This is a genomic window from Burkholderia sp. BCC1993, assembly GCF_905339865.1.
GTDB lineage: Bacteria > Pseudomonadota > Gammaproteobacteria > Burkholderiales > Burkholderiaceae > Burkholderia.
The window spans coordinates 188,329-201,265 of sequence record NZ_CAJPGZ010000012.1 but is presented as its reverse complement, the minus strand read 5'-3'; the positions used below and the strand labels follow the sequence as shown (position 1 = coordinate 201,265).

Below are 12,937 nucleotides of genomic sequence, written 5' to 3'. Positions count from 1 at the left end.
GAGGAAAGGTCGGTCAGACGGTGCGCCAGCCGTCGTGGAGCAGCGCGTTCACGCGGTTGCGCAGCCGCGCCAGCGCGCCGCGCGCGACTTCCCCGGCCGGCCGCGACACCGAGAACGCGACCTGCGCGCCCTGCCGGCCTTCCGCGCTGAGCCACAGCCGCTCGCCGCGACGCAGCCGGAGCGTCTCGCCGTCGACCAGGAAGTAGTCTTCGACGTCGTTGCTGCGCGTCGCCCACACCGGCCCGCATTGCACCGTCAGACGCGTGCTGCGCTGCACCCTCATCGGCACGGTCTCGCCCGCGGGGATTTCGAAGGTGATGCTTGAAGAAATTTCTTGCATGATCGACTCCGCCAATAAATGCTTCGATGGCTACAATCGTAGTCACTTCAAGGCACCCGACCAAACGACCAATTTTCACGTCGATGTGAGGAAAATTAGCAAATGGACCTCCGCCAGCTGCCTGCGCTGAACGCGATTCGCGCGTTCGAAGCCGCCGCCCGTCACGAGAATTTCTCCCGCGCCGCCGACGAGCTGTACGTCACGCACGGCGCGGTCAGCCACCAGGTTCGCGCGCTCGAGGAGGAGCTCGGCGTGCAGCTGTTCACGCGCAACGGCAAGCGCCTGTGCCTGACCGACGCCGGCATGCGCTACGCGCAGCACGTCCGCACCGCGCTGATGCAGATCGCCGATGCGACGCGCGAGGTGCGCGCCAGCGACCGCGGACGGCGGCTGGTGGTGTCGATGCTATCGTCGTTCGCCGCGCGCTTCATCACGCCACGCATCGGCTCGTTCATCGAGCGGCATCCGGAAATCGACGTCGAGCTGCAGTCGACCAACTCGCTCACCGATTTCGCGCGCGACGACGTCGATCTCGCGATCCGCTTCGGCTCCGGCAGCTATCCGGGGCTGCATGTCGAGCCGCTGTTCGAGGAAGTGTTCTTTCCGGCGTGCGCGCCGACGCTGAACGGCGGCAAGCTGCCGCAGACGCCCGCCGATCTCGTGCACTACAACCTGCTGCGCTCGGACGACGAGCTGTGGCGGCCGTGGTTCGACGCGGCGGGGCTCGATACGCTGACCGAGCCGAAACGGGGGATTCTGTACCAGGATTCGTCGAACCTGTTGCTGGCCGCGATCGACGGCCAGGGCATCGCGCTGGTGCGCCGCTCGCTCGCGGTGCACGACCTGCTGGACGGGCGCCTCGTGCGCCTGTTCGACATCGACGGGCAGAGCCCGTGGCACTATTTTTTCGTGTGTCCGCCGCCGCTCGTGAACACGCCGCGCGTGCAGGCGTTCAGGACCTGGCTGCTTCAGGAAGTCGCCGAGTACCAGCGGCTGTGCGACGAGCTGGACGCGCGGCGCGCGGCGGGGAAGACCCCCGCCGAGTGCGCGCAGGAAGGAGGATGGAAAGCGGCGCTCAGAGCACGACCTTGACCATCGGATGGCCGGTCAGTGCGCGGTAGATGTCGTCGAGCTGTTGCTGGCTCGTGGCGCGCACGGTGATCGTGAGGCCGGTGTAGTTACCGCCGCTCGATGCGCGCTCCTCGATCTTCTCGACGTCGATCTCGTTGTCGTGGACGGCCACGACCTTGAAGATCGTGTCCTTGAATTCCGGGTGCGCCTTGCCCATGATCTTGATCGGGAAATCGCACGGAAACTCCAGCAGCGACTCCTTCCGGGTATCGATCGCGCCGGTCACCTCGATGGTTTTGGTCGGTTCGCTCATCATTTTCTCCGGGTTAGGTCAAACTGTTCAAACTCGCGTGCCTTCGCACGCTGGTACGCGTCGTACAACGCCGCGAACACGGGGCCCGGCTTGCCGCCCTGCACGGGCAGGTCGTCGAGCGACGTGACGGGCAGAATTTCCTTCGTGGCCGACGTGAGCATGATCTCGTCCGCCGAGCGCAGCTCGGCTTCGCTGATCTCGCGCGCGACGAACGGAATGCCGCATTCGTCGGCCAGCTGCTCGACCAGCGCGTAGCGGATCCCTTCGAGGATCTTGTTGCTGCGCGGCGGCGCGTACAGCTCGCCGTTCTTCACGATCCACACGTTCGACGACGACCCTTCGGTCACGTTGTCGTCGCGCAGCTGGATCGTTTCGAACGCGTCGCGTTCGGCCGCATGCTGCGCCATCAGCACGTTGCCGAGCAGCGAAATCGACTTGATGTCGCAATGCAGCCAGCGGCGATCCTCGGCCGTCACGCAGCGCACGCCCTGCGCGCGCTCCTCGTCCGACGGCAGGCGCAGCGGGCTCGTCATCGCGAACACCGTCGGCACCGTATTCGCCGGGAACGCGTGGCCGCGCTTCGCGACACCGCGCGTCACCTGCAGGTAGACGAGCGCATGGCCGTCGCTGAGGCCTTCTGCATTCGCGGCGACCACGCGCTCGATCAACTCGCGCCAGCCGGCCGCGTCATGCGGATTGTCGATGCCGATCTTCTTCAGGCTGCGCGCGAGCCGGTCCAGATGCTGTTCGATCCGGAACGGCACGTGCGCGCCGTCATGCGCATAAACGGGGACGACTTCATATACGCCATCGCCGAAGATGAACCCGCGGTCGAGCACCGGGACCCGGGCTTCCGACAGCGGCACCAGTTCCTCGTGCGACGACACGCTGAGGTAGACGATCGGTTCGAATTCGGCTTGGCTCATGGCTATACCAGATGGGGATGAAGTCGTAAAAACAAAGGCCCGTCGCGCTTACTTCTTCTTGCTGAACATCAGCAGGATCGAGTCCCAGATACGGCCGAAGATACCCGCTTCCGGCACGGCCTGCAGCGCGACGACCGGGAACTCCGACAGCGTCTTGCCGTCGGCGACGAGCTTCACGGTACCGACCTGCTGGCCTTCTGCGAGCGGCGCGATCAGCGGCGCGTTGACCTCGACTTCCGGCTTGACCTTGTCGCCCAGGCCGCGCGGCACGGTCACCCACTGGTCGCCCTTCACGCCGACCTGCACGGTGTTTTCCTTGCCCTTGTAGATGCGCGGCGTCGACATCGCCTGGCCGCCCTTGAACAGGCGCACCGCGTCGAACGCGCTATAGCCGTAGTTCAGCATCTTCATGCTGTCCTGCGTGCGCTCGCCTTCCTTCTGCTCGCCCATCATTACCGACACGAGACGGCGCTGGCCGTCGACACCCGGGATCGCGCGCTTCGCCGATGCGATCAGGCAGAAGCCGGCCGCCTGCGTATGGCCCGTCTTCAGGCCGTCGACCGTCGGATCCAGCCACAGCAGGCGGTTGCGGTTGCCCTGGCGGATGTTGTTGTACTTGAATTCCTTCTCCGAGAAGATGCTGTAGTACTGCGGAAAATCGCGGATCAGGTGGGCGGACAGCTTCGCGAGGTCGCCGGCCGTCGTGTAGTGGTTCGGGTCGGGCATGCCGTTCACGTCGGCGAAGTGCGTGCCCTTCATGCCGAGGCGCGCCGCCTCGTCGTTCATCAGCGTGACGAACTGCCCTTCGCTGCCGCCGACCAGTTCGGCCAGCGCGATCGCGGCGTCGTTGCCCGACTGGATGATCATCCCGTACACGAGGTCGTGCACCGACACCGGCTTGTTCGCCTCGATGAACATGCGCGACTCGTCGGTGCCGACGCGGCGTACCGCGACGCTCGGCGTGACGATCTGCTCCATCGAGATCTTCTTCTTGTCGAGCGCCTCGAACACCAGGTAGGCCGTCATCAGCTTCGTCAGCGATGCGGGCTCGACGCGTTCGTCGGCGTTGCCCGATGCGAGCACCGTGTTGCTCGTCGCATCGACGAGCACCCACGAGCGCGCGTTCACGCCCGGCGGCGGCACCGCGCCCGGCATGAAGGTCGCGGGCGCGCCGGTGAACTGCTCGGCGGCGGCGGCCGGCGCGGCATGCGCGGCCTTGGCCTTGGCGGCCGGCTTCGCCTCGGCGACGACGATCGTCGACGCGAGCGCGACGGGCAGCATCACGCCCAGCGCGACGTTGCGCGCGGCGGTGCCGAAGGCGATGGAAGAAGCGAGGGACTTGAGGCCTTGGGGAGACAGACGCATGATCGATTCAGGCTGATGGCAGAAAGTGCGGCGCGAAACGCGCAAGGGTTGAACGGCAAGGCGGCGGGCGTTCCGGCGTTCGTCCGACTGTGTCGGACGGCGCGAAACGCGCCGGTTGGACTCGTGCGGACGCGTTCGGTTCGCGGCCGTCGCGAGCGGGCGGACAGGCGGCGAAACGAGCGCCGCATGGGCCCAGCCGGGCCGCGGGCGACGCGAATTGCGGCCATTATACGTGGCCGCGAACGGCGTTTTCGGGAACCGTGGCCCGGGTGGCCGCACACCGGCTTCGAGAGGATAGCGTGGCTTCGCTGCGAGAGCGGGTGATCGAAGCCACGCGAAAGGCGCGCGCAGGCGCTGTGCAAGCCGGGTTGCGCCGCGCCGGAGCGGGCATGTGCGACCGTGCCGTGACACGATGCGGCGCGATGTCGCGCGAGCGGCGACATCGCGGGCGTGCGGCAGCGGCGCCGCACGCCGGGTTCAGCGCATCAACGCCACGCGTCGACGATGATGCGCTTCAGCACGTGCAGCTTGCGATGGAAGAAATGCTCGGCACCGGGGATCACGACGACCGGCAATTCCTGCGGCCGCGCCCAGTCGTAGACCGACGCGATCGGTACCGTGTCGTCGGTTTCGCCGTGGATCACGAGCGTGTTCTCCGGCACGTCGGCAACCTGCCAGCGGCTCGCGGCCGTGCCGACGAACACCATCCGCTCGATCGTTTCGCCCGCGTCGCGCAGCCGCTTCGCGACATGCGACAGCACGAAGGTGCCGAACGAGAAGCCCGCGAGCACGAGCGGCAGCTCCGCATACGCGGGCTGCGCGCGCATGTGCGCGAGCACGGCAAGCAGGTCGTCGGCCTCGCCGACGCCGTTGTCGTGCACGCCCTCGGTCGCGCCGACGCCGCGGAAGTTGGACCGGTACACCACGTAGCCGAGCTGGACCAGCGTGCGCGCAAGGGTTTGCGCGACCTTGTTGTCCATCGTGCCGCCGAACAGCGGATGCGGGTGCGCGACGAGCGCGATGCCGCGCGGCGCGGCGCTGCCGTCGCGCATGGCGTCCGGCAGGTCGACCGCGATTTCGATCTGCCCGACCGGGCCGGCGATCAGCGACTTCTGCGTATGAACGTTCATTCGGCCGGCCCGCTCAGATCTTCAGGCGGTCGACGACCTTGCCGTCGCGCAGGTGCGATTCGACGATCTCGTCGATGTCGGCCTGGTCGACGTACGTGTACCACGTGCCTTCCGGATACACGACCATCACGGGCCCTTCCTCGCAGCGGTCGAGGCAGCCGGCCTTGTTGATGCGGACCTTGCCGGGCCCCGCGAGGCCGAGTTCCTTCACGCGCTTTTTCGCGTATTCCTGCATGGTCTGCGCATCGCATTGCGCGCAGCTCGGACGCTCGGCGCCCGGGTCGCGCTGGTTCAGGCAGAAGAAGACGTGGTGCTGGTAATAGGAATCCATGATGGTGACGAGCGGCCCGGCGCGGTGCCGGGCGGAAAGAGGGGCGATCGCCGTTGCGCGCGGCAACGGATGTGCGGACGATTATAACGAGCGGCGCGCGCCGCTGCCCGCGACCGAACCGTGGCCGCCCTGCCCGGCGTGCCGCGTCAGCGCCGCGGCGCGGCCGGCAGCCACGCGCGCTCGACCCGCTGGCCGAGCCAGATCAGCGCCGCGTAGGGCCAGATCCACGCGAGCCAGCGCGCGATGCTGTTGAAGTGCACGTAGCGGCCCTGCCGCCAGCCCGACAGCGTGAAGTCGAAGAACGGGTTGACGGGCAGCAGGTTGACGAGCGCCACGCCGGCCAGCAGCGCGAGCGCCGCGAGCAGCGCGCGCCACGCGGCCGGCACGCGCAATGCGAGCAGGGCCGCCGCGAAGCCGAGCTCGATGCCGAGCCGCGCGCCGGGCGTCGCCCACACGACGACGAGGCCGGTGCTCGACTGCATGAAGGTCGCGGCCGCCTTCAGCGCGAGCGTCGCGACGACGAACCCGATCAGGAGCCGCACGCGCGGCGCGCGCTCGCGCATCGCGAGCGACGCGATCGCCAGCGCGGCGAACAGCATCAGCCCGCCGAGCGCGGCTTCCCACGCGGAGTCGGACAGCCAGCCGTCGACGCGCTCGGGCCATTCGCTCACGCGCCACGCGGCCGGCAGCCACGCGAGCAGCGCGTCCTGCATCGAGCCGTCGGCGCGTTCCCACAGCGCGGCCGGCCAGTCGCCGATGCCGAACAGGAACGGCGACGGAAACAGGATCGCGAACGGCCACAGCCCGGCGAGCAGCAGCGGCGTCGCGCCGTCGGTCTCGAACCACGCGAAGCGCAGCCGGCGCAGCGCGCCGCGCTCGAGCAGCGCGCCGGTGGCCGGTGCCGCGAGCGCCGCGCCGAGCAGCGCGCCGAGCGCGTTGGCCGCGAGGTCGAGATTCGACGCGACACGCGTCGGCAGGTAGGTCTGCAGCGCCTCCATCGACCCCGACAGCAGCACGCCGAGGCCGCCCACGATCAGCGTCGCGGCCACGCCGCGCCAGCGCGGATGCAGCGCGAGCACGCCGAGTGCGCCGAACGGCAGGTAGCCGAGCACGTTGGTGACCACGTCGAACGCGGTCACATAGCGCTGCATCGGCGCGAACAGGTAGTCGAACGGCCCGATGCCGAGCGACACCCAGCCGTCGAACGGATACAGCGATGCATAGACGACGAGCGCCGCATACGCGGCGAACGCCTGCCGCGCCAGCGACGACGCGCGCGACGTGCCCGGCGCGCTCATCGCGGCTGCGCGCGGTGCGTCACGAGTTGCCCGCGTACGCCTGCACGCCGACCCACGCGGCGATCTGCGACACGAGCTCGTCGCTCGCGGCCGCGAGCGCACGCGCGCCGCCGGCCGCATCGGGCGTGCTCGACGGCGCGCGCGCGACGAAGGTGCGCTGGCCGAGCACCTTGCCGTCCTGCATCAGCGTCGCGCGCGCGGTGACCGCGCCGTGGCTCTGCGACTGCCCGTCGAACACCTGCTCGAATTCGTTCAGGTCGACCTTCAGCGTCGGCGCGCGCACGCCGTCGGTGCCTTCGAGCACCGCGCCGCGCGACGACAGCGCGCCGCGCAGCCGCTGCGTGAGCAGTTGCGCGGGCGGTGCGGTCCAGCGGCTGTCGCGATAGACGGCCATGCGCTGCGCATCCGCATACGCGAGGCGGTAGACGAACTTGTCCGTGTCGAGCGCGTCGGGCGCGGCGACGTCGAGCACCTTCAGCGCGGGCCCCGTGCCGGCCGTGACGACCGATGCGGCCGGCCCGAGGTCGTAGCGGACGTTCGACAGCGCCGCGGCGTTGCCGGCGCAGCCGGCGGCGAACACCAGCGTCAGCATCGCGAGCGCGGTCGCGGCCGGACGCAGCGCGCGGTCAAGGATTCGTGGCATGGCATGTTCCTGCATGATGTTTCCGGTTTCGATGGCGTCATGGCCCGGTCTCGCGCCGAGCCGCTCGAGCGGCGGGCTGGCGATGCGCTTCATTTCCCGGCCGCGGCACCCGCCCCCGGCCAGACGAAGCCCGCCTCGCCGGGTCCGGGCGCGGAACCGGGCGAGCCGAACAACAGACTGCTCGGGTTGCGGCCGAGTTCACCGGCGACGTCCTTCAATTGCCGCGACGCATCGCCGACGCTGCCGGCCAGCACGTTGAAACGCGGCAGCGTGTCGTACTGGACCCGCGCGTTCAGGTCGTTCAGCGCAACGCCGACCTGCTCGGCAGCCGAGCCGGCCTTGTTCAGGTTCGACACGAGCGGCCCGTTCGGCTGCAGCAGCGTGTTCGCCGATGCCATCGCGCGATCGACCTGGTGCATCGTCTCAGGCAGCGCGGCCACCGCCGGCGCGAGCTGCTTCGACAGCGTCGCCGCGCCGTCTGCCGCGTGCTGCAGGCTTTCGGCCGTCGCGCGCAGCTGCTCGCGCATCTCCGGCGACATCAGCGCGTTCGCGCTTTTCGCCGCCAGCTCGAGCTGCCGCAGCAGCACGTCGCCGCGCTCCTGGATCTGGTCGAACAGGCTCGGCCGCATCGGGATCTGCGCGATCGCCTTCGGCGACGACGGCAGCGGCGCCAGGTCGCGCCCCGTATCTTCGAGCTGCACGAACGCGATGCCCGTCACGCCCTGGAAGCCGAGGCTGCCGTAGGTCGACTGCGTGATCGGCGCGTCGTGATCGACGAGGATCCGGATCCGGATCTGGCCCGGATGCGCGCGATCGAAGCCGATCGACTGCACCTTGCCGACGTCGAGGCCGCGAAAACGCACGGCCGCATCGGGGAACAGGCCCGTCACGTTGGTGCGCGCGAGCAGGTCGTACGGCACGCGCACGGTACGGTCGACGTTGAACCAGAACACGGTGCCCGCGATCGCGAGCGTCAGCGCGATCGTGAACAGGCCGGCCCAGAACGCATGTGATTTGTTTTCCATTCGCGGGTTCCTTGCTTCTTGCCTTGGCTTACAGCTCGACGCTCGACGGCGCCGGTTCGAGGGCCGCCTTCGGCAGCTTCGCGCGCCGCTCGGGCGGCAGCGCCTGCAGCGCGCGGCGCCCGCGCAGCCCCAGGAAATATTCGTGGATGAACGGATGATCGACGTTCGCGGCCTCCTCGACCGGGGCCGCAACCAGCACCTTGCGGTCGGCCAGCACCGCGACGCGCGTCGACAGCGCGACCATCGTGTCGAGATCGTGCGTCACCATCACGACCGTCAGCCCGAGCGTGCGGTGCAGCGTCGCGATCAGCTCGACGAATTCGTCGGACGCCTGCGGGTCGAGGCCGGCGGTCGGCTCGTCGAGGAACAGCAGCTCCGGCTCGAGCGCGATCGCGCGCGCGATGCCGACCCGCTTCACCATCCCGCCCGACAGCGCGGCCGGCATCTTCGACGCGTGCTTGCACGGCAGCCCGACCATCTCGAGCTTCAGCATCACGATGTCGTGCAGCAGGTCGGGCGGCACGCGGCCGAGCTCGCGCAACGGCTGCGCGACGTTGTCGAACACCGTCATCGACGAGAACAGCGCGCCCTGCTGGAACAGCATCCCCGAGCGCGTGCGCATCATCCGCGCGGTCGCGTCGTCGATCTTCGACGTGTCTTCGCCGAACACCTTGATCGTGCCCGACGTCGGGCGCTCGAGGCCGAGGATCTGCCGCACCAGCGTCGTCTTGCCCGAGCCCGAGCCGCCGACGATCGCCACGATCTCGCCGCGCCGCACGTCGAAATCGAGCTTCTGGTGAATGACGTTGCGCCCGTAGCGCTTCGTCAGGTTGCGCACCTCGATCACGAGGTCGTCGCCGGGTACGGCGGCGCCCGGCGGCATGCCGACCGAGCCTGCGCCGATTGCCGCGGCATGCGCGCTGGCGGCACTAGCCGCCGGTTCGTTCGACGCGTTCATCCGAGCCCCACGTTCTGGAACAGGATCGCGAACACCGCGTCGGCGAGGATCACGACCGTGATCGACGAGACGACCGACGTCGTCGTCCCTTCGCCGAGGCTCTGCGAGTTCGCCTTGATCCGGAAACCGAAATGACAGGCAACCAGCGCGATCAGCATGCCGAACACGACGCCCTTGCCGATGCCGATATACAGGTTCGCGATCGGCACGACGCCCGGCAGCGAGCGCACGAAATAGTTGACGTCGATGCCGAGCACCAGCTTCGCGGCGAGCGCGCCGCCGGTGAGCGCGATGATGTTGGTCCACATCACCAGCAGCGGCATCGCGACGCCGAGCGCGAGCACGCGCGGCAGGATCAGCCGCAGCCCGTGCGGGATGCCCATCACGCGCATCGCGTCGAGCTCCTCGGTCACGCGCATCACGCCGATCTGCGCGGTGATCGCCGACCCGGAGCGGCCCGCGACGAGGATCGCCGACAGCACGGGCCCCAGCTCGCGGATCACCGACAGCCCGAGGATGTTCACGATGTAGCGGTTCGCGCCGAACATCTGCAGCTGCTGCGCGGACAGGTAGCTCAGCACGATGCCGATCAAGAACGCGACCAGCGCGGTGATCGGCAGCGCCTGCGCGCCGGCGCTGTAGATGTTCGCCGAGGTTTCCTTCCACGGCATCGTCTGCGGGCGGCGCAGCACCGACAGCGCGTCGAGGATCACGAGGCCGAACATCGCGATGCCGCCCTGCAGGTGTTCGGCGAACGCGAAGATCGCCTGGCCGAGGCGCGTGACGGGATCGAACCGCACGACGCGCTCGGGCGCCTCGCGCTGGCTGTCGAGGCGTTCGATCCGCTCGAAGATCGTGCGCTGCGTGGCGGACAGCTCGACGCCGGCCGGCAGCTTGCGGCCCCACACGCGCCACAGCGCCTGGCCGCCGACGTGGTCGAGTCGCTCGATGCCGGACAGATCCCATTCTTTCACGCGCCCGGACGCGATGCCCGCGATGCGGCGCGCGACCGCGCCGCGGTTGCGCGCAAGCGCGAGTGCGGTCCATTGGCCGTACAGGCGCACCGTCTGACCCTGGCCGCCGGCGTCGACCGACAGGCCGGGAGGAGTCTCGAAGTCCAAGGGCGGATTGTTTGCAAAAGGATGACAGCGGCCATTGTAGCGAACCGCCCGGCGCCGCGACGTGAGGATTTCCGTCGGGACGCGCAGCCGGGCGCGCCTGGCGGCGCGCGCATGGCCGGCGCGTCGGGCCGGGGGCATCCGGTTGCGGGTGCCCGGCCCGCCACCGCGCGGCGTTCGCCGCCGGATTCGGCATGCCGGGTGCGCGACCTTTCATTCTTCCGTCACGTTTCCTTTCGATACTCTCACGCGCCGCACGTCAGGCCGTCGGCGCCCGCGCCGCCATCTCGCGGCGCGCCTCGCGATTCATAGAACAGAACACCGAACAGGACAATCGATGCGTCTCCCCCCGCTTTCCCGCCGCCGCGCGACCGCCGTCGCCGCGCTCGCCAGCCTCGCCTTCGCCCTCGCCGGTTGCGGCGGCGACGACGTCACCGCGCCTTCGTCATCGCAGACGCAGGCCCAGGCGCCCGCCGGCACGACCGCCACGCTCGCGCTGCTCGAAACGACCGACCTGCACACCAACGTGCTGTCGTACGACTATTTCAAGCTCGCCGCCGACAAGTCGCTCGGCTTCGAGCGCGTGTCGACGCTGATCGCGCAGGCGCGCGCACAGTACCCGAACACGCTGCTGCTCGACAACGGCGACACGATCCAGGGCACCGCGCTGTCGGACTACCAGGCGCTCGTGAACCCGATCGGCTGCGACCAGACGCTCGCGATCTACAAGGTGATGAACGCCGCGAAGTTCGACGGCGGCGGGATCGGCAACCATGAGTTCAACTACGGGCTGCCGTACCTGTCGCAGGTGACCGGCAACACGTTCGACGTCGACGGGCTGCCGGCCCCCGCGCAGCAGAAGAAGTGCGCAGGCCCGAACTTCCCGCAGGTGCTCGCGAACGTGATCAGCGCGAGGACCAACGCGCCGCTGTTCACGCCGTACACGATCCTGACCCGCACGGTGACGGCCGTCACGCCCGACGGCAAGACCGTCAGCGCGCCGGTGAAGATCGGCATCATCGGCTTCACGCCGCCCGCGATCATGAGCTGGGACAAGCGCTGGCTCGACGGCAAGGTCTACACGACCGGCCTGAAGGAAGCGGCCGAGAAGTACATTCCGGAGATGCGCGCGAAGGGCGCCGATCTCGTCGTCGCGATCTCGCACGGCGGCCTCGACAATTCCGCGTACTCGCCGACGATGGAGAACGGCAGCTGGTGGCTGTCGAAGGTGCCCGGCATCGACGCGATGCTGATCGGCCACTCGCACCAGGTGTTCCCGGATGCGAACAGCACCGTGGCGCAGTTCAACCTGCCGGGCGTCGACAAGGCGAAGGGCACCGTCAACGGCGTACCGACCGTGATGGCCAACTACTGGGGCAAGCATCTCGGCGTGATCAAGCTCGGCCTGACGTTCGACGGCAAGACGTGGAGCGTCGACAAGTCGCTGACGACCGTCGAGGCGCGGCCGATCCAGAACGCGGACAAGAGCTATGTCGCCGCCGATCCGTCGGTGTCTGCCGCGATCGCCGCCGAGCACCAGGCGACGATCGACTACGTGAAGACGCCGATCGGCTCGACCGACTACCGGATGAACTCGTACTTCGCGGACGTCGGCGATCCGGGCGCGATCCAGATCGTCAACGAGGCGCAGGCCGACTACGTGAAGACCTACGTGCAGGCGAACCTGCCCCAATACGCGTCGCTGCCGGTGCTGTCGGTCAGCGCGCCGTTCAAGAGCGGCTTTGGCGGCGGCAGCGACTACACCGACGTCGCGCCGGGCGCGCTCGCGATCAACAACGCGGCCGACCTGTACCTGTATCCGAACACCGTGTACGCGGTGAAGGTGAGCGGCAGCGACGTGAAGAACTGGCTCGAGACGGCCGCGAAACGCTTCAACACGATCGACCCGACCCAGGCGACCGTGCAGCCGCTCGTCAGCAGCTTCCCCGGCTACAACTTCGACATGTTCACGTCCGCCGATCTCGCGTACGAGATCGACGTCACGCAGCCGGTCGGCAGCCGGATCAGGAACCTGACGTACAAGGGCGCGCCGATCGACCCGAACGCGCAGTTCATCGTCGCGACCAACAACTACCGCGCGAGCGGCGGCGGCAACTTCCCGGGCCTCGACGGCAGCAAGACGATCTTCGCGTCGCCCGACGCGAACCGCGACGTGCTGATCGCGTTCATCAAGAAACGCGGCGCGATCACGCGCGCGGCCGACGGCGCGCAGCGCAGCTGGCGCTTCACGAAGCTCGCGAGCTCGGTCGCGCACGTGCGGTTCACGTCCGCGCCGAACCGGCTCGGCGACGCGGCGGCTGCCGGCCTGAGCGGCCTCACGCAGGTCGCGGCCGACGACGGCTCGGGCAAGAACCTCGCCATCTACGAGATCGACCTCACGCAATGACCATGAGACCCG

The 12,937-nt window shown here is 68.8% G+C and carries 13 protein-coding genes; 2 read left to right on the top strand and 11 right to left on the bottom strand.

Features of this window, described 5'->3' with window-relative positions:
• Positions 1-13 precede the first annotated feature (13 nt).
• Positions 14-340 carry a DUF2917 domain-containing protein gene (locus U4Y91_RS21620; protein WP_321806797.1) on the bottom strand — a complete coding sequence of 109 codons (327 nt, stop codon included), beginning with the start codon at positions 338-340 and terminating at the stop codon, positions 14-16.
• Between the two features lie 102 nt (positions 341-442).
• Here U4Y91_RS21620 and U4Y91_RS21615 point away from each other — a divergent pair, with 102 nt between their 5' ends.
• Complete coding sequence (locus tag U4Y91_RS21615) at positions 443-1,432, top strand: transcriptional regulator GcvA (protein WP_321806796.1); 990 nt, start codon at positions 443-445, stop codon at positions 1,430-1,432.
• Here the strand turns inward: U4Y91_RS21615 and U4Y91_RS21610 are convergent.
• The 10 genes from U4Y91_RS21610 to U4Y91_RS21565 all read right to left on the bottom strand — a co-directional run bounded on the left by U4Y91_RS21610 (position 1,416) and on the right by U4Y91_RS21565 (position 10,521).
• Positions 1,416-1,724 carry a YbeD family protein gene (locus tag U4Y91_RS21610; RefSeq protein WP_057928637.1) on the bottom strand — a complete coding sequence of 103 codons (309 nt, stop codon included), beginning with the start codon at positions 1,722-1,724 and terminating at the stop codon, positions 1,416-1,418. The genes U4Y91_RS21615 and U4Y91_RS21610 overlap by 17 nt on opposite strands.
• Positions 1,724-2,650, bottom strand: coding sequence for a D-amino acid aminotransferase (locus U4Y91_RS21605; RefSeq protein WP_321806795.1), 927 nt, complete (start codon positions 2,648-2,650; stop codon positions 1,724-1,726). Before U4Y91_RS21605 ends, U4Y91_RS21610 begins: the two co-directional genes overlap by 1 nt.
• Positions 2,651-2,698: 48 nt before the next feature.
• Entirely contained in the window at positions 2,699-4,015 is a 1,317-nt protein-coding gene (locus U4Y91_RS21600) for a D-alanyl-D-alanine carboxypeptidase family protein (protein WP_321806794.1), read from the bottom strand.
• Between the two features lie 485 nt (positions 4,016-4,500).
• A complete protein-coding gene (locus U4Y91_RS21595; protein ID WP_321806793.1) occupies positions 4,501-5,145 on the bottom strand; it encodes an alpha/beta hydrolase in 645 nt (214 codons plus the stop codon).
• Positions 5,146-5,158: 13 nt separating this feature from the next.
• Positions 5,159-5,476 carry a (2Fe-2S) ferredoxin domain-containing protein gene (locus tag U4Y91_RS21590; protein WP_006485233.1) on the bottom strand — a complete coding sequence of 106 codons (318 nt, stop codon included), beginning with the start codon at positions 5,474-5,476 and terminating at the stop codon, positions 5,159-5,161.
• A 146-nt stretch (positions 5,477-5,622) separates the two neighbouring features.
• On the bottom strand, positions 5,623-6,774 hold the full coding sequence (locus U4Y91_RS21585; RefSeq protein ID WP_321806792.1) for a VanZ family protein: 1,152 nt from the start codon (positions 6,772-6,774) through the stop codon (positions 5,623-5,625).
• A 19-nt stretch (positions 6,775-6,793) separates the two neighbouring features.
• Complete coding sequence (locus U4Y91_RS21580; RefSeq protein WP_415750483.1) at positions 6,794-7,432, bottom strand: ABC-type transport auxiliary lipoprotein family protein; 639 nt, start codon at positions 7,430-7,432, stop codon at positions 6,794-6,796.
• A 74-nt stretch (positions 7,433-7,506) separates the two neighbouring features.
• Entirely contained in the window at positions 7,507-8,442 is a 936-nt protein-coding gene (locus U4Y91_RS21575) for an MlaD family protein (protein ID WP_321806790.1), read from the bottom strand.
• A gap of 28 nt (positions 8,443-8,470) precedes the next feature.
• Positions 8,471-9,400, bottom strand: a complete 930-nt coding sequence (locus tag U4Y91_RS21570) for an ABC transporter ATP-binding protein (protein ID WP_321806789.1) — start codon at positions 9,398-9,400, stop codon at positions 8,471-8,473.
• On the bottom strand, positions 9,397-10,521 hold the full coding sequence (locus U4Y91_RS21565; protein ID WP_321806788.1) for an ABC transporter permease: 1,125 nt from the start codon (positions 10,519-10,521) through the stop codon (positions 9,397-9,399). The genes U4Y91_RS21570 and U4Y91_RS21565 overlap by 4 nt, the downstream gene beginning before the upstream one ends.
• A gap of 334 nt (positions 10,522-10,855) precedes the next feature.
• Between U4Y91_RS21565 and U4Y91_RS21560 the strand changes: the two genes are divergently transcribed.
• Positions 10,856-12,925: a bifunctional 2',3'-cyclic-nucleotide 2'-phosphodiesterase/3'-nucleotidase gene (locus U4Y91_RS21560; protein WP_321806787.1), complete on the top strand. Its 2,070-nt coding sequence runs from the start codon at positions 10,856-10,858 to the stop codon at positions 12,923-12,925.
• Positions 12,926-12,937 lie beyond the last annotated feature (12 nt).